19 protein-coding genes are annotated in these 20,141 nt (G+C 44.1%); 16 read left to right on the top strand and 3 right to left on the bottom strand.

The window, feature by feature from the left end:
• From L2W36_RS07780 to L2W36_RS07770, 3 genes are read left to right on the top strand one after another with little or no spacing between them, the layout of a single operon-like run.
• Complete coding sequence (locus L2W36_RS07780) at positions 1–1,077, top strand: efflux RND transporter periplasmic adaptor subunit (protein ID WP_038222853.1); 1,077 nt, start codon at positions 1–3, stop codon at positions 1,075–1,077.
• A complete protein-coding gene (locus tag L2W36_RS07775) occupies positions 1,077–4,178 on the top strand; it encodes an efflux RND transporter permease subunit (protein WP_062460970.1) in 3,102 nt (1,033 codons plus the stop codon). The genes L2W36_RS07780 and L2W36_RS07775 overlap by 1 nt, the downstream gene beginning before the upstream one ends.
• A 60-nt stretch (positions 4,179–4,238) precedes the next feature.
• On the top strand, positions 4,239–4,844 hold the full coding sequence (locus L2W36_RS07770) for a DNA-3-methyladenine glycosylase I (protein WP_006073897.1): 606 nt from the start codon (positions 4,239–4,241) through the stop codon (positions 4,842–4,844).
• A 3-nt stretch (positions 4,845–4,847) separates the two neighbouring features.
• On the opposite strand, the gene L2W36_RS07765 is transcribed toward L2W36_RS07770, so the two are convergent.
• Positions 4,848–5,642: a fumarylacetoacetate hydrolase family protein gene (locus L2W36_RS07765; RefSeq protein WP_236109732.1), complete on the bottom strand. Its 795-nt coding sequence runs from the start codon at positions 5,640–5,642 to the stop codon at positions 4,848–4,850.
• A 128-nt stretch (positions 5,643–5,770) separates the two neighbouring features.
• Here L2W36_RS07765 and L2W36_RS07760 point away from each other — a divergent pair, with 128 nt between their 5' ends.
• The gene (locus L2W36_RS07760) at positions 5,771–6,451 is read left to right on the top strand and encodes a DNA-3-methyladenine glycosylase I (RefSeq protein WP_236109731.1); all 681 of its coding nucleotides are present in this window, start codon (positions 5,771–5,773) and stop codon (positions 6,449–6,451) included.
• A 100-nt stretch (positions 6,452–6,551) separates the two neighbouring features.
• Here L2W36_RS07760 and L2W36_RS07755 read toward each other — a convergent pair whose 3' ends face one another.
• Positions 6,552–7,067, bottom strand: a complete 516-nt coding sequence (locus L2W36_RS07755; protein ID WP_006073901.1) for a glycine cleavage system protein R — start codon at positions 7,065–7,067, stop codon at positions 6,552–6,554.
• A 290-nt stretch (positions 7,068–7,357) separates the two neighbouring features.
• On the opposite strand from L2W36_RS07755, the gene L2W36_RS07750 reads away from it, so the two are divergent.
• The 9 genes from L2W36_RS07750 to L2W36_RS07710 all read left to right on the top strand — a co-directional run bounded on the left by L2W36_RS07750 (position 7,358) and on the right by L2W36_RS07710 (position 16,446).
• Positions 7,358–8,773: a coniferyl aldehyde dehydrogenase gene (locus L2W36_RS07750; protein WP_236109730.1), complete on the top strand. Its 1,416-nt coding sequence runs from the start codon at positions 7,358–7,360 to the stop codon at positions 8,771–8,773.
• Positions 8,774–8,795: 22 nt separating this feature from the next.
• Positions 8,796–9,971 carry an iron-containing alcohol dehydrogenase gene (locus tag L2W36_RS07745; protein WP_171388734.1) on the top strand — a complete coding sequence of 392 codons (1,176 nt, stop codon included), beginning with the start codon at positions 8,796–8,798 and terminating at the stop codon, positions 9,969–9,971.
• A gap of 63 nt (positions 9,972–10,034) precedes the next feature.
• Positions 10,035–10,442, top strand: a complete 408-nt coding sequence (locus L2W36_RS07740; RefSeq protein ID WP_236109729.1) for a hypothetical protein — start codon at positions 10,035–10,037, stop codon at positions 10,440–10,442.
• 9 nt (positions 10,443–10,451) lie between these two features.
• A complete protein-coding gene (locus L2W36_RS07735) occupies positions 10,452–10,874 on the top strand; it encodes a tetratricopeptide repeat protein (protein ID WP_006073907.1) in 423 nt (140 codons plus the stop codon).
• 13 nt (positions 10,875–10,887) lie between these two features.
• Positions 10,888–12,630 carry an arylsulfatase gene (locus L2W36_RS07730; protein WP_236109728.1) on the top strand — a complete coding sequence of 581 codons (1,743 nt, stop codon included), beginning with the start codon at positions 10,888–10,890 and terminating at the stop codon, positions 12,628–12,630.
• Between the two features lie 100 nt (positions 12,631–12,730).
• On the top strand, positions 12,731–13,972 hold the full coding sequence (locus L2W36_RS07725; RefSeq protein ID WP_236109727.1) for an anaerobic sulfatase maturase: 1,242 nt from the start codon (positions 12,731–12,733) through the stop codon (positions 13,970–13,972).
• Between the two features lie 4 nt (positions 13,973–13,976).
• Positions 13,977–14,444 carry a hypothetical protein gene (locus L2W36_RS07720; protein WP_006073913.1) on the top strand — a complete coding sequence of 156 codons (468 nt, stop codon included), beginning with the start codon at positions 13,977–13,979 and terminating at the stop codon, positions 14,442–14,444.
• Positions 14,445–14,524: 80 nt separating this feature from the next.
• On the top strand, positions 14,525–14,926 hold the full coding sequence (locus L2W36_RS07715; protein WP_124940974.1) for a DUF4345 domain-containing protein: 402 nt from the start codon (positions 14,525–14,527) through the stop codon (positions 14,924–14,926).
• Between the two features lie 17 nt (positions 14,927–14,943).
• Complete coding sequence (locus L2W36_RS07710; protein ID WP_006073916.1) at positions 14,944–16,446, top strand: arylsulfatase; 1,503 nt, start codon at positions 14,944–14,946, stop codon at positions 16,444–16,446.
• A 44-nt stretch (positions 16,447–16,490) separates the two neighbouring features.
• Here the strand turns inward: L2W36_RS07710 and L2W36_RS07705 are convergent, their stop codons facing one another.
• The gene (locus L2W36_RS07705; protein WP_236109726.1) at positions 16,491–17,060 is read right to left on the bottom strand and encodes a TetR/AcrR family transcriptional regulator; all 570 of its coding nucleotides are present in this window, start codon (positions 17,058–17,060) and stop codon (positions 16,491–16,493) included.
• 162 nt (positions 17,061–17,222) lie between these two features.
• On the opposite strand from L2W36_RS07705, the gene L2W36_RS07700 reads away from it, so the two are divergent.
• From L2W36_RS07700 to L2W36_RS07690, 3 genes are all read left to right on the top strand, one after another.
• Positions 17,223–18,464 carry a CinA family nicotinamide mononucleotide deamidase-related protein gene (locus L2W36_RS07700; protein WP_006073918.1) on the top strand — a complete coding sequence of 414 codons (1,242 nt, stop codon included), beginning with the start codon at positions 17,223–17,225 and terminating at the stop codon, positions 18,462–18,464.
• A 193-nt stretch (positions 18,465–18,657) separates the two neighbouring features.
• Complete coding sequence (locus L2W36_RS07695) at positions 18,658–18,897, top strand: hypothetical protein (protein WP_006073920.1); 240 nt, start codon at positions 18,658–18,660, stop codon at positions 18,895–18,897.
• Positions 18,898–19,103: 206 nt separating this feature from the next.
• Complete coding sequence (locus L2W36_RS07690; protein ID WP_236109725.1) at positions 19,104–20,123, top strand: DUF2804 domain-containing protein; 1,020 nt, start codon at positions 19,104–19,106, stop codon at positions 20,121–20,123.
• Positions 20,124–20,141: the final 18 nt, after the last annotated feature.

The raw sequence follows: 20,141 nt of genomic DNA, 5'->3' as shown, positions 1-20,141 counted from the left end.
ATGCATAGTCGCTTAGTAAGTATTCTAGTTCTTGCTGCAATAATATCAGGATGTAGCAAACCCGAAGTGGGAACGAGAGAGGAAGTTCCTAAGGTGAGAGTCACGGAGATTGGCAAAACCGAGCTGAAAAATAGTCTTTATTTTCCTGCTCTTGCTATGGCGGCGGACCGCTCTCACCTCAGCTTTAGAGTCGCAGGAGAAATCAGCTCTATCGATCTTAAAGAAGGTGATTTTGTGAAAAAAGGTGATGTGTTGGCAGTGCTTGAACCCACAGATTACCAATTGGCGGTAGATAATGCGCAAGCACGGTTTGGCGTCATTGACAGTCAATTTCGTCGCTCAAGCCCTTTGGTTAAAAAGGGACTATTAGCGCAATCACAATTCGATGAAATTGCAGCACAAAGAGCCTATGCCAAAGCGGAACTAGAGCTTGCTAAGTTACGACTATCTTTTACAGAGCTTCTTGCTCCGGTGGATGGTGTAATATCGCGAGTGTCAGCAGAACAATTTGAGAACGTTCAAATCGGTCAGCAAGTGGTCAATATCCATAGCGTTGATGAAGTAGAGGTGATTGTTCAACTCCCTGACAGCTTTTCACTAAACCAACCTACGAATCGCGATCTAGCTAGCATTGAAACTCTCGTCCGCGTGCCTTCTGGTAATGAATATACCGCACGGCTGAAAGAGTTTACCACCGAGCCTGACCCCTCCTTGGGTACTTTTACAGCTACATTAGTGCTGCCTATGCCGAAAAACGAATACATTCTAGATGGTATGGCGGTGGACGTGACATCCAAAGCTAAAGATGTTGGTCTGAATTTGACCCGAGGAGTGAGTGTTCCAATAGAGGCTGTCTTTAATCAAGATGGCGATTCGCTCAATGACAATGAGAAGTTCGTTTGGCTGCTAAACGAAGACAGTACGGTAACTAAACAGAAAGTGACGACGGGTAAAGTTTCTCAAACCACGATTCAAATAGTCGATGGCTTGGAGCAAACGCAACAGATAGTGATTGCTGGTATTGCAAGGCTCAGAGACGGCATTAAAGTGGAAGTACTCTCGCAGGAGGCGAAGTGATGAACCAAGAAAAACAACAATCATTGCCTCAATCGGATGACGAGGTTACTGGCGTTGCCGCGTATTTTATTCGCAATAAAGTCATCAGTTGGATGGTGTCATTAATATTCCTGATAGGTGGTGTTTCGGCATTCTTTGGACTGGGTCGATTGGAAGACCCTGCATTTACGATAAAAGATGCGATGGTCGTGACCTCGTACCCTGGTGCGACGCCTCAACAAGTGGAAGAGGAAGTTACGTATCCGATAGAGAAAGCTATTCAGCAGCTAACTTATGTGGATGAGATCAATTCCATATCGAGCCGTGGTTTGTCTCAGATAACTGTGACTATGAAAAACAACTATGGCCCTGATGACTTACCTCAAATATGGGACGAACTGCGTCGTAAAGTAAATGACGTGAAAGGCTCGTTGCCTCCAGGGGTGAATGAGCCATCGGTAATTGATGACTTTGGTGATGTATATGGCGTGTTGTTTGCCTTAACGGGAGAAGGGTACAACTACAAAGAACTTCTAGATTATGTCGACTATCTGCGACGTGAATTAGAACTGGTAGACGGAGTCAGTAAGGTCTCGGTAACAGGTGACCAACAAGAACAAGTATTTATTGAGATTTCGATAAAACGGATCAGCGCTCTTGGTATCGCGCCAAGCACGATTTTCAATTTGCTTCAAACTCAGAACATTGTTTCTAACGCAGGTGCAACCCGAATTGGTGATGAATACATTCGTATTCAACCAACCGGAGAGTTTACGGATGTGTCGGAGCTCGGAGACCTTATCCTTACGGAAGGTGGAGCTCAAGGTCTGATCTTCTTGAAAGATGTCGCAGAGATAAAGCGAGGGTTTATCGAAGTCCCATCGAACATCATTACTTATAATGGCGATACTGCACTCAACGTAGGAATCTCGTTTGCTAGTGGCGTCAATGTAGTCGAAGTTGGTGACAGGTTATACAGACGATTAGCGGAGCTAAAATATCAACAGCCAGTTGGTATCGAAATTAACGAAGTTTATAGTCAACCAAAGGAAGTGGATAAATCAGTTCGTGGGTTCGTAGTTAGCTTGGGGCAAGCCGTTGCCATTGTAATAGTGGTGTTGCTGTTCTTTATGGGACTACGCTCGGGCTTATTGATTGGACTGATTTTACTGCTTACGGTCCTCGGGACTTTTATTTTCATGCAGTACATGGCTATCGATCTTCAAAGGATTTCTCTGGGAGCCCTAGTCATAGCGTTGGGGATGCTGGTGGATAATGCCATCGTGGTCGTTGAAGGGATATTAATAGGAACACAAAAAGGGAGGACTCGGCTTCAAGCCGCAACCGATATTGTGACGCAAACGAAATGGCCGTTGCTGGGAGCGACTGTGATTGCGGTTACTGCTTTTGCGCCCATTGGTTTGTCCGAAGACTCAACAGGCGAATATTGCGGCACATTATTTTCCGTACTATTAATTTCACTCATGCTAAGTTGGTTTACTGCTATATCTCTTACGCCTTTCTTCGCCGATCTGTTTTTCCGAGGTATGAAGGTGAAGGAGGGAGAGGAAGGCAATGATCCTTATAACGGATTTGTTTTTGTTGCTTACCGAAAGTTCCTTGAGTTTTGTATGCATCGAGCTTGGTCGACGGTGGTCGTATTAATTATGGCACTAGTGGCGGCCTTATATGGATTTACTCAAGTTAAACAGTCATTCTTTCCAGCCTCTACAACGCCGATGTTCCAAGTGGATGTTTGGCTACCAGAAGGAACCGACATTAGAGCGACCAATACCAAGCTTAAAGCAATTGAAACTTGGATCTCTGAGCAACCAGAAGCTGACCATATCACGACAACGGCGGGTAAAGGGTTGCAGCGATTTATGCTGACTTATGCACCGGAAAAGAGTTATGCCGCTTATGGAGAAATTACCACTAGGGTCACTAGCTATGAGGCATTGCAGCCACTAATGGCTCGGTTCCGAGATTATCTAGACGCAACTTTCCCTGAGATCAACTACAAGCTTAAGCAAATTGAACTCGGTCCTGGAGGTGGTGCAAAGATTGAGGCGAGAATCATTGGCTCTGACCCGACGGTACTTAGAAGTATAGCGTCGCAAGTTATGGATATTTTGTATGCCGACCCAGGTGCTTACAACATTCGACACGATTGGCGCGAACGCACTAAAGTTCTTGAGCCTGTGTTTAATGAGAGTCAGGCTAGACGTTACGGTATTACAAAATCTGATGTGGATGATGTGCTAATGATGTCCTTCTCCGGAAAGTCTGTTGGTTTGTACCGAGATGGAACAACCTTGATGCCTATTGTGGCAAGGCTACCAGACGAAGAGCGAGTGGATATTCGTAACATTGAAGGGATGATGATTTGGAGTCCCGCACTGAGTGAGTTTATTCCATTCCAACAGGTCACACAGGGATATGATACTCGCTGGGAAGACCCGATCATTGTCCGCAAGAATCGCAAACGGATGCTGACGGTGATGGCAGATCCAGATCTACTGGGCGAAGAAACTGCTGCTACGCTCCAAAAGCGTATCCAGTCTAAAATTGAGGCGATAGACCTACCGCCAGGTTATTCATTAGAGTGGGGGGGAGAATATGAGTCTTCTGGAGACGCGCAAGAGTCTCTGTTCCAAACAATGCCTATGGGCTATCTGTTCATGTTCTTAATTACTATCTTCTTGTTTAATGCGGTGAAGGAAGCACTTATCGTCTGGCTAACTGTGCCTCTGGCCGTCATTGGTGTTACCACCGGACTACTTGCCTTAAATACTCCATTTGGTTTTATGGCATTATTGGGTTTTCTAAGTCTGTCAGGGATGTTATTAAAAAACGGTATCGTTTTACTTGACCAGATTGAGATAGAAATTAAAACCGGAAAAGAGCCGTATTTAGCGGTTGTTGATGCGGCGTTAAGTCGAGTGAGACCAGTGTGTATGGCAGCGATCACTACTATCTTGGGGATGATTCCGTTATTACCGGATATCTTTTTCAAGCCGATGGCGGTAACAATTATGTTTGGTTTAGGATTTGCGACTGTATTGACGTTAATTGTCGTTCCAGTGCTGTATCGTATCTTCCACAGAGTTAAACCAATCTAGATATTTGGGAGCAGCGTAATGCTCCCAAATACCTTTATCCATTAAGGAGAGATGAATTCGATGTGCAAACGATGCCCATGGCTTGATGAAACCAAGCAAGATTATGTGGAATATCACGATAAAGAGTGGGGTGTCCCCGTACTAGACGATCAAACTATGTTTGAGTATCTAGTGTTGGAATCCGCTCAGGCAGGATTGAGTTGGTATACCATCTTAAAACGTCGCGAAGGGTATCGAAACGCATTTGCCAACTTTGATGTAGAGAAAGTAGCCCGTTTTACCGAAGAAGATGAACGTCGTTTACGGGAGGATAGTGGGATTATTCGCAATAAATTGAAAATCAGCTCAACTATCACCAACGCTCAGCATTTCATTGAGATACAAAAAGAGTTTGGTAGCTTTTGTAATTATATCTGGTCGTTTGTCGACAATAAGGTATTAGTAACTTGTCCTAAGACGCTAGAAGATTATCCAGCCACGTCGGAGGTCTCTGATCGGTTAAGTAAAGACCTTAAGAAACGCGGCTTTAAGTTTGTTGGGTCGACTATTATCTACGCCCATCTTCAAGCGGCAGGGCTAATCAATGATCACAGTGTTTCTTGCTATCGACGCCAAGAGGTTATCGATAGCTATCAGAAGCTTGGCCTAGAATACCAGTTAGTTTAAAGACTACTCTATGGTGTTGGAAACCTGTCCGATCCCTTCAATTGAGACCGACACGTTATCACCCGACCTAAGTGCTCTTGTTCGGCCTGGTGTACCAGCAAAAATCATATCACCAGGTCGTAGCGTAATGTATTTACTGATATAACTAACGATTGTTGGGACATTGTGAATCATGTTTGCCAGTGTTTCTTGTTGCATGATTTTGCCATTAAGACGCGTAACGATTTCTTGGTTGCCGATATCGACATTAGTTGTAATGAAGTTAGATACAGGACCAAAACCTGTTGCACCTTTAGCACGCCACCACTGCAGATCTTGACCTTGCCAACTGCGTTCCGTCAAATCGTTGCCCGCTAAGTACCCAAACACGCAACTCAACGCATTTAGATTGCTTGTGTCGTGACATGTCTTGCCGATCACAATGACAAGCTCTCCCTCAAAATGAACATTATTTGCCTCATCGGGAAATGACAATGCACCGCTCAACCTAACAGCGTCGATAGACTTGAAGAAAATCTCCGGCTTTGCAGCTCCAGAGTTGCCTGCATGACTGCGAAAATTGAGGCCGACAGCGTAAACGCTACCGTGAGTAATAGGGGCCAGTAACGTTGCTTCATCGGCTGTGATGACTTTTACGGTAGAAGGACTATCAAATGGTCTTGAAGACAACAGATCATAGTGGTTTGGGTTTTGTTGTGAGACGCGTATCCAGTGTCGTTTGTTTTGATACTCGACGAGTCCATATTGCGCCGCTAGCGATTGAAATGGTAGAAAAATCAGTAACAGTAAGAGTCTCATTGCCGCCGTCCTAGAATAGGTTCCTGAATACATCTATGAAAGTGTGCTCAACAGAGTATAGTGTTGAGTTATTAATTACGTGAAAATAGATGTCTGGTTCAATAGAACTTAGTAGGTAGTGGAAAGATATGGAAAAATTCGATTCGATTTACGCCAGAGCGGCAGATAGAAAAGGTGGTGAGCAAGGACTTGAGTCGATTGTCTCCAAACCTCTGAGCCGAGATGAAGTGGCAGCTATTCCTGAAGATCGTTGGTTGTCTGCGTTTTCAATGAAAGTGTTCCAAAGTGGAATATCGTGGAAAGTGGTAAGAAACAAATGGCCAAACTTCGAAGAACATTTTTTCCAATTCAGAATCGATCCGCTACTGATGCTGTCTGAAGAACAGTGGGAACAAAAAGCCCAAGACCCAAAAATCATTCGTCACATGACTAAAGTCATGTCGATAACAGTTAATGCCTCGATGATCCAATCTGCTCGCTACGAGCACGAATCCTTTTCGCAAATGGTTGCCGATTGGCCGAAAGAATCGATCGTCGAACTCTGGGCACACCTTAAAAAACATGGTGCAAGGCTCGGCGGAAATACTGGACCTTATGCGCTAAGACAATTGGGTGTAGACACCTTTATTTTATCAAATGATGTAGAAGGCTATTTACGTAATACCAATATCATTGACTCGGGTAGAGGCACAAAACGTGCGATGAATGCTGCAAACAAAGCATTTATGGAATGGCACCAAGAGTCGGGTCGGTCACTTTCAGAAATCAGCCAAATCATTGCTTATGGTTTTGGCGATAATCGAGTTTAGCTAGGTAAGGGAGACTTTCTCTTCCAATATCTTTGAGACATAAGTTCCCCCTGCTGCGCAGGGGGAAGATTTAGTAGGGCAAACTCTTAAGTAAATCTATTTATGATTCCAGAATCACTCGCGTATCTTCACTCAACGATTCTAACTCACTTGCCACATCTTTAATTTGCATTGCTGCGGGTATTTTGAGTGCCATTGTTGCTGTAAATAGGCTTGAACCAATACCACCGCCCCCCGCGATAAATACACGCTGGCAGTCCATATCTAGAATACGGATATCTTGCCCATCTAAGAACTGGGTAATCTCGTTAACGATACCGGCTCGGTCGTTAGCATCTAATCGTAACTGGAATACCTTTTCTTGATCATGACGATGCTCTTCGGTATCGGTGATTTGAACTAATAATCCTTGCTGTTCACTGAAAGCGCTTTTGACTGCTTGAACATTGTCCGTAGGAAGTTCGACCTTTATGACGGCGGCCACATGGTCTTCGATAAAATTCACTTTGCTCACCAGCCATTTACCGCCGTTTTCGTGGGTAACTGATGCAAGGTTTTTAATGGTGGCTGGGCTAGCTTGGCCAACAAAGTTGACAATGAAAGTACTGCTGCTCATACGATTCCCTCCACAGGTTTAAAACCAACAACTATTTGAATAGTTAACTCCAGTTTAGATCTAAAAAAGGTCGGTCGCATGATGAACGTCAAGTATTCACTCTAAAAACAAAACAAGATTATTGAACTGTAGTTAGGCGCACAATTTTCATGGTTTTTATTTGGTCAACAAAGAGTTAGCCATAATACCTCTCCCTTTCGCAGATCTAATTTACAGTTCTCTGACATTTAATTGCTAGACCGACCGGTTTGTTTTGATTATTGTGTGATCACTTTCTTAGGAGGACAACCATGCAAAACACGACTTTTGATGATTTGAAACTCATTCACAAGCGATTAAAAAAGCACTATCAAAGTGAACCAATGCCAAGCTATGAGGCTCGTGTTGCCGTGCTTACGTCGTTAAAAGTGTCGTTGCAACAATTCAGTGACGCGCTTTGTGATGCTCTGGATAAAGACTATGGAAAGAGAAGCCGACAGGACACATTAGTTGCCGACGTCTTGCCATGTATTGGCAATATTGACCACACCTTATCCCAGTTAGCGCAATGGATGAGTCCATGTCCGAGAGACGCGGGCCCATTACTTTCAAGCTCAACTGTAGAGGTGGTGTATCAACCTAAAGGAGTTGTCGGCATCGTTACTCCTTGGAACTTCCCGGTCATGCTTTCTATTGGTCCTTTGATATCTGCGATTGCTGCGGGTAACAGGGCGATGATCAAACTGAGTGAGTTCACCCCTGCCACCAATTCGGTCATTCGTGAAATGCTTGCAAGCTGCTTTAGCGATACTGAGGTTGTCGTCATTGAAGGTGAGGCCGATATTGCTGCTCAGTTCACCTCTTTACCATTCGACCATTTGCTCTTTACTGGCTCGACAGAAGTTGGTCGTAAGGTCATGAAAGCTGCGTCAGAAAACCTAACGCCAGTCACCTTAGAACTTGGCGGCAAGTCGCCAGTTCTTGTCGCGGATGACGCTGATATTGAGATGGCTGTGGAACGCATTATTTATGGCAAGAGTTTGAATAATGGTCAGGTATGTGTAGCTCCTGATTATGTATTGATTCCCGAAGGCAAGCAGCACGCTTTTGTTAAGGCATATGTTGAGCATTATCAAAAACTGTTTCCCCAAGGGGTAAACAGCGACTCGATGACTAGTCTGATTAATCAGCGTCAATTCCAACGTCTTCATGATTTGCTCTCCAATGAAGTGGCGGCAGAGTCTCTTGTTACTGCCTGTCATAAAGAAGCGCTCGATGTGGAAAGACAACTGATGGCGACACACTTAATTGTTAATCCATCTCTGCAATCAGCGGTTATGACTCAAGAAATTTTTGGTCCCTTATTGCCGATCATCACCTATTCCAACATTGATGGTGCAATTAACTTTATTACTGAGAGACCAAGGCCCCTAGCACTTTATCTGATGAGCGAAGATGACTCATTGCAACGCAAAGTTGCTAATCAGGTGCACTCTGGTGGCATGTGCATTAATGACTGCGTTTTCCACCTAGCGGTCGATGATGCGCCATTTGGAGGTATTGGAGAGTCTGGAAAAGGGGCTTACCACGGTAAAGAAGGCTTCCTAACTTTCTCTCACGCCAAGACGGTGATGACGACCGATGCACAGCAACACAATGTCAGCTTATTACTTGGTCCTGAAGATAACGAATTCAAACGTGCAGTACTAAAAACACTGTGCGCATAACTGACTAATTGGAGATTCAACTATGAATAACTTTACTTTCAACCTTAGAACCGTCGTTCACTCTGGTGCATCATCCATAGAAGCGATCCCAACCCTGTTTAAAGCGAAAGGGGCGCAGCGAGTGTTGTTGGTCAGCGATAAAGGCCTTGAGTCATTGGGTTTCGTAGAGCGTTTGGCATCGCTGTTTTCGACAGAAGAGAAGGTGAAGCTTGCGGGGATTTACACCGATATTGAAGCGGACGCGAGCTGTTTGGATATTAATCGCGCTCTGGAATTTGCAAAACAGGTGAATGCAGACAGTATTTTGGCGCTTGGCGGGGGGAGCGTTATCGATGCATCAAAAGGTATCAAATATGGTTTAGAACATAAGCTTGATGATATCCGTGATGCGATTCAAGGTGGTGGGCGTCTTGAAGTTGGTCCTGATGTAAAACCGTTTTCAATTCCTCATATAGGCGTACCGACAACGGCGGGGACAGGTGCAGAAGCATCGCCTATCGCGGTTTTTTATAATGACAGAGAGCAGGTTAAAGCGAGTTTAGTCGTCTCTGGACTTGAGTGCGATATTGCTGTTTTAGACCCTGAGCTGACAGTGAATTTGCCAGCAGCGTTAACAGTATCGACAGGTATGGACGCATTGACCCATGCTATTGAAGCACTGGCATCGCCTTTAAGTAATACCTTCACTGATGCTTATGCGACGCAGGCGTGTCGCTTGATACTGAATAACCTACCGCAAGTACTTCAGTCTCCGCAAAATGTAGCGGCTCGTTGTGAGCTCCTGCAAGCAAGTACCATGGCTATTTCTGCTTTCTATTCGTCTTTAGGTGGCATACCGATCCATAACTGCGCGCACGCATTTGGCGCGGTAGCGCATATCCCACATGGTGATGCCAATAGTGTCTTACTACCAGTGGTGATTGAGGCGCTTCCAGAGTTTTACCTCCCAAGCATTAACAAATTAGCAGCGGTGTTTGGCATATCACCTAGCTTAACAGACGCTGAAAAACACCAAGAGGTTGTACATTCATTACGTGCTTTCCAGGCGTTAGTGAATGCGACGCAGAGCTTTGCCAAATGGAACCTAGATGACAACAAAAAAGCGCAGATTGTCTCTGGGATAGAAAAAGACATCAGTTTCCAGTTCTACCCGATTGCTCAAGAAAAGGTCACCGCAATACTCGAGACTACTTGTTAATTTTCCAACTTACTCATTGCGGCATAGGGATGTGCCTCACTTTTTGAATACTAGGAGGCAACTATGTTTTTTACTCAACACGTCAACAAGATGCTATTGGTTACCGGTATTGGAACCGCGGCGGCTTTCGCTTATGCATTTTTCCCACAATGGGCCATTACTCACATCGGGCAATTACCTTATTTGGATCAGGATTTTGTGTTCTATCAACACTGGGGTGTCATGGTAGGCATGATGGGAGTGATGATGGTGGGTGCGGCTTTCAAACCTCAGTGGAGAGACAGCATCATGCTTTATTCTGCGGTTGAGAAAGGCTTTATGGTGATTCTTCTTCTGCTTAACTACAACAGCCCGCATATTACCGGTTTTTTACTTGCAGGAGCCATGGATACGTTCGTTGTGATTTGGACGTTAGCATACTGGAAAGAGCAGAAAACCATACGTTTACAAGCCTCAACCTTGCAACACTAGCGTCAAACTATGAATAAACGCATTCAAAATTGGTCGCTTAGCTTTCTCTGTTTGCTTTTTATTGGGACGACATGCCTGGGGTACGTAACAGACACACCAAATACCTTATCTAGTGATGTTGGTACTACGTTTCAAAACGGTTATGCGGGTGACGCTGCGGCGCAGTACGAGATTGGTATGTTTTATCTGCAAGGTGTCGAATCTGAGGGTGAATATCTTGAATCTACTCAAGAAAAAGCACGCAAATGGATATTACGAGCAGCGACTCAGGGGAATGCAGACGCTCAATTACAGCTTGGTCTTATGTACGCAGCAGGGACTGGTGGCGAGAAAGATCATTCTCTAGCGGTTAGCTGGATAGGCAAAGCCGCTGAACAGAATCATCCTAGAGCACTGGATATGCTCCATTGGATGTCACAAAGTGCTCACTAAACAAGGGTGAACCATGAATAATTCCAAAACTATCCTATGCACGGCCATAGCAGCCTCTTGTGCACCAAATGCATTTGCTACGCAGGAAAAACCTAATATTTTACTCATCGTTGGTGATGATGTCGGATTTGCTGATACGCAACCTTATGGCTCTGAAGTGTCAACACCAAACCTGATGCAACTGGCTGAAGAGGGGGTGAAATTTACCAACTTCCACGCTTCACCCACGTCATCTGTCACTCGCTCTATGATGTTAACGGGTGCCAACAGTCATGAGGTTGGGCTAGGCACGTTCGACTATGCCGTCTATCCGCCAGCTATTGGCAAGCCAGGTTATGAAGGCTACCTCACTAAAGATGGCGTAACCGTAGCGACGTTACTTCGTGATAATGGCTATCATACTTACCTTTCTGGGAAATGGCACTTGGGTCATGATGATGGTTTCCTGCCGGATGATCGTGGCTTTGAACAGAGCTACGGGATTTTGGCTGGCGGTTCGAATCATTTCAATAGAGATATGATGTTCCCGGCGAAAAATGAAGCAACAGCAAAAGCGTTGCAAAAAGGTGAAATGCCCGGCGTAGAGGTCGAGCCGACTTATCAAAATGGTCAACAAGTAAAAGATAAGTATCCGGGAGAGTATTCAGACCAAGGTTATACCGAAGAGTTAATCAGCATGATTGATAGTAATAAGGACTCCGGAAAACCTTTTTTTGCCTATTTACCATTCACAGCGATTCACTTGCCACTACAAGCACCTAAAGCATCGTTTGAAGATAAGATTGCTTATTACGTAGAGCACGGATGGGACTCTGTTCGAGAAGACCGCTTTAAACGAATGCAACAGATGGGCGTAATTCCAAAGAGCGCTACGATGTCCGATAGAAATTCACTGAGTAGACCATGGGATGATCTGTCAGATGAACAAAAGCAATGGTATGGCAAAAAAATGGCCATTGCTATGGGAATGATGGAGCTTCAAGACCAGCAGATAGGTCAGGTAACTGATTATTTGAAGAAGATAGGTGAGTACGACAATACGTATATTATCTATCTCGCAGACAACGGTCCGGAAGCGACGGATATTACGGGGAAAAATGTAAGTGATCTGATTCGTACTTGGACCGATTATCACTTTGACAATAGTACCGAAAATCTGGGTAACGCAGACTCAAGTGTCTCATTGGGCCCAGAATGGGCAAGTGCATCCACTGGTGGATTGTCTTGGTTTAAAGCGTATACAGCAGAAGGGGGAGTACGTGTTCCTCTGATCATCAAACCTGCCAAAGGTGTCCTTGGAGAGAAGGAGTCACTGGAGGCCGGAACTCAAACTAATGAATTGGCTCAAGTAAAAGACCTCGCTGCCACAATATTGGATGTGGCCGATGTTGAACCCGCTGGCGGTAAATATAAAGGCAGAAAAGTGGCCCCAATGAGCGGTCAAAGCATTATGCCTTATCTACAAGGTGAGCAAGAGACTGTCCATAGCGAAGACAATGCTATCGCGTTCGAGTTATTCGGCAGCGGCATTCTTCTTCAAGGGGACTTTAAGATCATTCGAATTTCGAAAGGGATGGGAGGGGACAGTGAGTGGCATATGTACAACACCAAGTTAGACCCTGCTGAAATGATAGACCTGAAACACCAACGTCCTGAGCAGTTCCAACAAATGTTAGCTGCCTACAAAGAGTACGAAAAAACAATGGGTATCGTACCAGTGGATGAACAATGGAATCCATTTGAAAACGTGAAGTAAAAAATTTCGCCTCAATGCAAACTGACCGGTTTGTATTGAGGCGAGTTCACCCATTTAAAAATGTTGAACAGTTTGGATACTTTCTTAAGAGGAACACACCATGTCCCACTATCATCTTAATGTACCTCAGTACCAAGGTCAGCCTCATGCTAAGTTTCAGGCGTTGGCGAAACCAACTGGAGCGGTGTGTAATATTAACTGTGACTATTGCTATTATCTGGATAAACAACAGCTACTAGAGTATCCCAAGAATCGCTCGTACAAGATGAGTGATGAGATGCTAGAGCGTTATATTCGCCAGTACATTCAAGGTCAAAACACGCCAGAGATCGTCTTCTCTTGGCATGGTGGCGAGCCAACGATGCTAGGTCTTAGTTATTTTGAACGAATAGTAGAGCTTCAAACGAAATACGCCAAACCCTATGTGAAGATAGTGAATGATATTCAGACCAATGGGCTGTTAATCAATGACAAATGGTGTCAATTTTTGGCGAAACACGCGTTTAGTGTAGGTTTGAGTATTGATGGCCCAGAACAGCTTCACAATACATATCGCAAGAACCGCTGCGGGCAGGGGACGTTTAGCAAGGTGATTGAAGCCGCCGAACATCTAAAGCGTCATGGTATCCACTTTGCGACGCTGACTTGTGTCAACAACGTCAATGGAAATTACCCTTTAGAGGTGTATCGCTTCTTAAGAGATGAGATTCAACCATCACAAATTCAATTTATCCCAGTTGTTGACCGAGATGAAGAGATAAAATGGGCTCAGTGTTCTGAAGCTGCAATCATCCCTATATCCGCTCAAACAACAAGTTGGAGTGTCGCTCCGACTCAATGGGGAGACTTCTTAACGACCATTTTTGATGAATGGATGAAGCAGGATTTTGGCAAAGTTCATATTCCTTACTTCGAAAACTTTTTCGGAATTTGGATGGGTAAACCGAGTTCGATGTGTACGCTAAGCGATATATGCGGCAAGGGCATTGCTGTCGAACCTAATGGCGATGTTTATGCCTGCGATCACTATGTTCATCCTGAACACAAAATTGGCAATATTGAGCAGACGCCATTGGCGGCAATCGCTTTATCAAAACAGCAAATGACCTTTGGTTTTGCGAAACAAAGAGCGTTGCCCAAACAATGTTTGGAGTGCAAGGTGAGGTTTGCTTGTCATGGTGAGTGTCCAAAGAACCGAATCATAAAAGATAAGTACGGTAACCCTGGACTCAATTACTTATGCCAAGGTTGGCAACAAATATTTCATCATGTTGACCCAGTGATTACGCATATACTTGAGCTAAATGGAATTGCGAAAACAACATGTAAAGCTATTGGGTGAGAATATGGATAGTTATTTACTACTCGGCTTGGTCATGGCGCTGCTCAGTATTTGGAAAACCTATTCTGGTCCCGCATTAGCAGGTTTTGTTGGTTTTAGTTATCCAGAGATGTTGCTGTTTAATGTGGTTCCGGCATTAATCGCAGGCTATTTCGGCTGGTTTATAGGACGATATTCCTTTTACCTTTATGCGAGAAAGAATTTTCAGCCCTACAGGCCTAAGTTGAGGCGATTCGTAATCGCATGGAAAAGGTATGGTAATAAGACTATGGCCACACTTGCTCCTGTTTTGGTTGGCATTCCACTCTACACCTTAATCGCTAGGCGCCTCAGACAAAGTCACATTACTACCTTTATTTTACTTTCATTGTCTATTTTGTGTTGGAGCGGTTTGAGTTATAGCCTAGTCAATGCATTAAATCTTAGTACACATCTCAATTTACAAGGCTTACTTAGTCAGATAGGGCTTTGAGCTAACTTACTCTATTAAATCTGAAAATTTGCTTTATAGATACCAGCAACTAGTCTGTAAGAATAAACAGGAGAAGCAACATGACGCATACACAAAAGTTCTTGTTATTGGCGGTCCTTGGATTAATCCCTATTGCCTTAATGTATGGCTTGGTTCCTAGCATTACCTTACCTTTCCTGTTTGATATTGATGCATCACCGATTAATGTGAGTCATATCTTTCGCGCTGTAATGGGGCTTTATCTTGCATTGGCGGTTTATTGGCTTATGGGGGCTTTCGGGACGCAGCAAATGGCGCGTTCTGCACTACAAAGTCTGATTGTTTTTATGTGGGGGCTGGGTTTAGGTCGTGCTATTAGCATGGTCGTCGATGGGATACCAAATGGGCTGTTAGTCGTTTATCTTCTCCTCGAAATAGGATTTGGAGTAGTAGGGATTGTGCTTCTCAAAAAAGATGATTTTGAAACCAAACGAGTCGCGTGAATATATTAGGAGGCAGGATGCACCGTATATTAATGAAATGGTTAGTGCTGAGTTTATTAGGCTTGAGTTCACTTGCGAATGCGAATGAAAAGCCACCAAACATTTTTGTTATTTTTACTGATGATATTGGTATCTCTAACCTAAGTGCTTACCATCGAGGGTTAATGAGTAGTGAGACGCCCAATATTGATAGTATTGCTGAAAAAGGAATGTTGCTGACGGACTATTATGCTCAGCCTTCTTGCACAGCAGGACGCTCTGCGTTTATTACCGGACAGTTCCCCGTTCGTACCGGCATGCATACTGTTGGTCTTCCAGGTAGCCCAGTAGGACTGAATGCTGAAACACCGACACTACCGGAAATACTGAAAACCTTAGGTTATACAACTGGCCAGTTTGGTAAGAACCATTTAGGTGACCGAGATGAAGTGCTACCAACAATGAATGGTTTCGATGAATATTGGGGTTGGTTATATCATCTTAATGCGATGGAATACACTGAAGATCCTGATTGGCCAAAAGACGAAGCGTTCCAGAAATTCGCACCAAGAAATGTGATTCATTCCAAGTCAGATGGCAAGGGTGGACAAACCATCAAAGATGACGGGCCTTTGACCATCGAACGCATGCGTACTTTAGATGATGAGGTTAATAAACATGCCATCAACTTCATCGAAAATGCGGTGAAACAAGACAAGCCTTTCTTCACCTGGTATTGCCCTTCAAGAGGCCATGTTTGGACTCACTTGTCTCCAGAGTACGAAGCTATGCTCGGACAAAACGGTTGGGGCTTGCAAGAAGTCGTGATGAAAGACCTCGATGATCATGTCGGTGAGATGCTTGCCAAATTAGAAGAGTTGGGTGTAGCGGATAACACGATTGTGATCTTTACGGCGGATAATGGGCCAGAAATCATGACTTGGCCTGATGGCGGAATGACGCCTTTCCATGGTGAAAAAGGCTCAACTTGGGAAGGTGGTGTCCGTGCGCCTCTGTTGGTGAGCTGGCCAGGTAAAATTCCAGCAGGAAAAATACACAACGGGATGTTTGATGGTATGGACTGGTTACCTACGCTGGTTGAAGCCGCAGGTGGACCAAGCGATCTCAAACAACAAATGCTGACAGGGTATGAAGGCTTTAAAGCGCATTTAGATGGTTACAATCAAATATCGATGCTCACTGAACTAGCACCGTCAAATCGTAAAGAAATCATTTACTACGAACGTGACAGACTTCAAGCGGTTCGCGTTGGTGATTGGAAAGCTCATTTTGTGGTGCAAAACCATGGCTGGAGTGGACCGAAGGAAGAGCTTAATGCACCGCTACTCTTCAACCTACGCCGCGATCCTTATGAGCGTGCTGCCGAGGAGTCTGGTATGTACATCAACTGGATGGGCAAGAAAATGTGGGCATTTGGCCCAGCTCAGGCAGCGGTACAACAACACTTAGAAACCTTTAAAGAGTGGCCTCCTGTCACTTTTGAGCCGGATGCGGTGGATGCGTCCGGAATAGGGCGCTAATGGTGGTTCATTAACTCAGTTTACTAAAGGGCTGCTTGCAGCCCTTATTTTATCAGTAACTTGGTTTCCATCATGGCTTGCTCTAAATGCGTTCTGTCTTTTTGCATCGCGCAAAGTAATGTGGCACCTAACCACTTTGCATAAAGCGTTCGCGAGACCATGTATGGATTTTCTATAGCTAGCAGACCTAGCTCGTTACCAGATGCGAAATAATCCGCCATGCGATTAATGACTTTTTCAGCGCCGTTATCCAGTTCGACTTGCATACTTGATGATGTCCCAGATATTTCACCAGACAACTTCACCACTAAACATTTAATCCGAAAATCTACTGTCACCTTTGAATCTGACCAAAACTCGAAGTAATGTAACGCGCGCTGTTCAAAGGCAATGGAGTTGTCTTCTAGATATTGACTGAGCGTGTTTAGATGGTCTTCAAAATAGTCTTCTAATAATTGGCGGCCAAAATCTTCCTTCGATTTGAAATGGTGGTAGAAAGAGCCCTTCGTTGCGTTCGCTTGCTGAATGATCTTCATAATACCAATGCCAGCGAATCCATGTTCGCTAATGAGGTCAAACCCAGCGTCGAGAAGTGTTTGTTTTAAATCAGCCATAAGTCCGCCATTTGTTGAAATCGGTGACTATTGTAACTCTGAACAAACAGACCGTACAGTCTAGCAGCGTTAACATCGTTAATTGGATGATTTGCCACGAAATCGCTATTGCTATTTCAATAACTCATGTCATCCTTATGAAAAAACCTACAAGGAGAGATCATGCCTAAAATTGCAATGTTGAGTACTGGTGAAGAGGTATTGTATGGCGATATTGTTGATACCAATGCCGCGTGGCTCAGCCGTGTATTTTATGAGCATGGGTTTTCCATGTCGAAGCGCTCTACAGTAGGCGATCAGCGAGCTGAGTTGCTACAAGAAATGATCATGCTGAGTTTGAATCTGGATGTGGTGATCGTTAATGGTGGCTTGGGCCCTACGTCTGATGATCTCACTGCTGAAGTAGCTGCGGAAGCCGCGGATCAATCTTTAGTGTTGAACCAAGGTTGGTTGGAAACACTTCAAGCCTTCTATGCTCAACGCGGTAAATCCATGCCTGACAGCAACATCAAACAAGCAATGTTGCCAGAGGGCGCGGTGGTGGTTGATAACCCAATTGGCACCGCATGTGGTTTCAAAATGATGATCAATGATTGCTTGTTTTACTTCACTCCAGGTGTCCCAAGCGAATTCAAAAAAATGACGCTTGAGCAGATTTTGCCTGACTTAAAACATGAATTCCCTAATCAACAAGGTAGGGTATGCCGACGTTTATATACGTTTGGCCTATCGGAATCTGGTATTGCAGATACGCTTTCAAGTCTTAATCTACCGCCGGAATATGAGTTGGGCTATCGTTCTTATCTTCCTTTTATCGAAGTCAAACTGTTTGGTCCTTCAGACGATTTAGAAATAGGGTCAAGAGTGCTCTCGATGATAGAGAAGCTCTTGCATAGTAATGTTGTCAGTGTCGATCAACCTATGCTGGACAGAATTGGTCATTTGGTTGAGTTACATAAACCAACCATTGCTATATCTGAACATGGTACCAAGGGTTACCTAGCCTCTTGGCTTCAAGACAATGAACAGATTGAGCAATATTGCGGGGCAACATGGGTACTTGGCTCTAAAACGGCATCGCCGCTTGATAGAGACAGTGAAAGGTTGGGGGCCACTCTAGCGCTAGCAGGAGCGACAAAAAGCAATTGCAGTTCAGATATTGCCTTGTCCACAGGAAAGCTTGAAGGTGGAGAGTTCTCCGTGGCGCTTTCAACGCCCAAAGGTGAATGGGGGCAGACGCTAAAACTGCAACGAAGCTACAGCTCTCAAAGTGTAAAAACTGTCATTAGTACGGTGGCGGGAGATATGCTTAGACGTTACCTAGATAATAAGCCAATGTTCCCTGATTATGGCTTTCTTACTCGTACCGAAGAGATATTTCTACCAACGGATCAGTTAACTTGATCCTACTAAAATAAATATTCAACATAGTGCCTATATTCTATTTTGTTATGTATATATGAAAATTAGATCTAGCTCACAATAAGCTGATCTCTAACAGGAATTTCAAATTCTCATTTTTGAGAGTAGCCCTTTCTTTTTATTTGATTAAAATCAATGTTCACCCTGAAAATGGTGGTGTGTAGGAGGGGTAAATATGATCCAGCAATCAAGAATAAGAGTGTTTTATCAGATCGCCAATGAGCAGATTATGCTTGGCGAAGCACTCAGCAAAAAATGCGGTGATATAGCGGCTATGTGGTTGAAGGCTCCTATGGAAGAGATCCTGTCTGATGACGGTTTTAGAATCTCGCTCTACGATGATGGTGGACGTCGCATTGCAGACAAACATGTTTCTATGGGTACAGCAGACTCCATATTGTCGACTGTCGACTGAGACCCAATTCAAGTTACTTTAGGCTGATCAATTTGATCAGCCTTTTCTTTTTCTGATGTTTATTTGTACGATTCTGTGATCCATTTTGTGCTTTTGCTCTAATTTGTCCACAGTTGCCGATTCTTGTCTCATACTTTGCGAACCCACACTTTGTGAACCAACAAAAATAAGGCCTAAATAAGGCTATGAGAAGAGAAAGTACTAGAATGAATACGCCTTCTGTTCAACAAATTAAATCGCTAATGGGAGTAGATGGTAAACCTAACTACGGTCATCTTTTATCCATTCCTGAAGCACTAGACATTGCCAGCTTTCGCTACTATTCCACAATGGATAGAGAACGCAGTTCACTCGCTAAATATTTCCATTACAAGCAGTTTCAGTTTGTCAGTATTTTTACTTCCAAATACGTTTTAGGCATAGCGATCGCTGATATTCGCTACCTTGGAACCAGTTTTTGCTATCTCTATGACATTGAAAAAAAACAACTCGTTGAAGAGAGTTGGATGCGTCCCGTGGGATTAGGGTATTCACTCACAGCGTCGCCTTGGAAAGGGAAAGCACAGTTCAATCAAGGGCAGATTTGTTTTGATATTGAAGAGGGAGAGTGGCGGGTTCGAGCTAAGTGTAAAGCGTTCGAATTGGACGTATTGCTTGATGCCGGAGATGCAGAAAGTACACCGCTAATGGTTTCATCGCCTACAGGCTACAACGGATGGACTTATACGCAAAAGCATAATGCATTGAATGTGAGGGGAGAGTTCAAGGTAGGTGGTCAAACGCAACCGATGGAAAGTTGTCTAGGCGGGTATGACTTTTCAGCAGGTTTTATGAGGCGTGAAACAAGTTGGCGCTGGGCGAGCATTAACGGCAAAGCTCAAGGTGTGACAATTGGTCTTAATCTCGCGGCTGGAGTTAACGAGACGGGAGTAACTGAAAATGTACTTTGGGTTAATGGTAAGCGTAGTCTATTAGCGGGTGTAATGTTTGATTTTGACCGACAAGTACCAGACTCTGACTGGCGCATTTATGATGAGCAAGGGCGAATTGATTTGACCTTTCAACCGCTTAATGCTCGTAAAGAGAAACTCAATCTTTGGGTACTTAAAAGTAATTTTCGCCAGTTCATTGGCCATTTTTCTGGTGTTGTAAAGGATGAAGAAGGTCGCGAGTATCAACTTTCGCAAGTAATGGGATTAACCGAAGACCACTTTGCAAAGTGGTAAATACAAACAAAGAATCAA

The organism is Vibrio sp. McD22-P3, from assembly GCF_021568915.1.
Lineage (GTDB): Bacteria > Pseudomonadota > Gammaproteobacteria > Enterobacterales > Vibrionaceae > Vibrio > Vibrio mediterranei.
This window is presented reverse-complemented; position numbering and strand designations above follow the sequence as displayed.

Excerpts from the sequence above, each read along its gene's own strand:
- L2W36_RS07750 (WP_236109730.1), top strand. The coding sequence starts at position 7,358 with ATGCAAAACACGACTTTTGATGATTTGAAACTCATTCACAAGCGATTA.
- L2W36_RS07735 (WP_006073907.1), top strand. The coding sequence starts at position 10,452 with ATGAATAAACGCATTCAAAATTGGTCGCTTAGCTTTCTCTGTTTGCTT.
- L2W36_RS07740 (WP_236109729.1), top strand. The coding sequence starts at position 10,035 with ATGTTTTTTACTCAACACGTCAACAAGATGCTATTGGTTACCGGTATT.
- L2W36_RS07730 (WP_236109728.1), top strand. The coding sequence starts at position 10,888 with ATGAATAATTCCAAAACTATCCTATGCACGGCCATAGCAGCCTCTTGT.
- L2W36_RS07780 (WP_038222853.1), top strand. The coding sequence starts at position 1 with ATGCATAGTCGCTTAGTAAGTATTCTAGTTCTTGCTGCAATAATATCA.
- L2W36_RS07720 (WP_006073913.1), top strand. The coding sequence starts at position 13,977 with ATGGATAGTTATTTACTACTCGGCTTGGTCATGGCGCTGCTCAGTATT.
- L2W36_RS07725 (WP_236109727.1), top strand. The coding sequence starts at position 12,731 with ATGTCCCACTATCATCTTAATGTACCTCAGTACCAAGGTCAGCCTCAT.
- L2W36_RS07700 (WP_006073918.1), top strand. The coding sequence starts at position 17,223 with ATGCCTAAAATTGCAATGTTGAGTACTGGTGAAGAGGTATTGTATGGC.
- L2W36_RS07710 (WP_006073916.1), top strand. The coding sequence starts at position 14,944 with ATGCACCGTATATTAATGAAATGGTTAGTGCTGAGTTTATTAGGCTTG.
- L2W36_RS07755 (WP_006073901.1), bottom strand. The coding sequence starts at position 7,067 with ATGAGCAGCAGTACTTTCATTGTCAACTTTGTTGGCCAAGCTAGCCCA.
- L2W36_RS07715 (WP_124940974.1), top strand. The coding sequence starts at position 14,525 with ATGACGCATACACAAAAGTTCTTGTTATTGGCGGTCCTTGGATTAATC.
- L2W36_RS07695 (WP_006073920.1), top strand. The coding sequence starts at position 18,658 with ATGATCCAGCAATCAAGAATAAGAGTGTTTTATCAGATCGCCAATGAG.
- L2W36_RS07765 (WP_236109732.1), bottom strand. The coding sequence starts at position 5,642 with ATGAGACTCTTACTGTTACTGATTTTTCTACCATTTCAATCGCTAGCG.
- L2W36_RS07705 (WP_236109726.1), bottom strand. The coding sequence starts at position 17,060 with ATGGCTGATTTAAAACAAACACTTCTCGACGCTGGGTTTGACCTCATT.
- L2W36_RS07760 (WP_236109731.1), top strand. The coding sequence starts at position 5,771 with ATGGAAAAATTCGATTCGATTTACGCCAGAGCGGCAGATAGAAAAGGT.
- L2W36_RS07775 (WP_062460970.1), top strand. The coding sequence starts at position 1,077 with ATGAACCAAGAAAAACAACAATCATTGCCTCAATCGGATGACGAGGTT.
- L2W36_RS07690 (WP_236109725.1), top strand. The coding sequence starts at position 19,104 with ATGAATACGCCTTCTGTTCAACAAATTAAATCGCTAATGGGAGTAGAT.
- L2W36_RS07745 (WP_171388734.1), top strand. The coding sequence starts at position 8,796 with ATGAATAACTTTACTTTCAACCTTAGAACCGTCGTTCACTCTGGTGCA.
- L2W36_RS07770 (WP_006073897.1), top strand. The coding sequence starts at position 4,239 with ATGTGCAAACGATGCCCATGGCTTGATGAAACCAAGCAAGATTATGTG.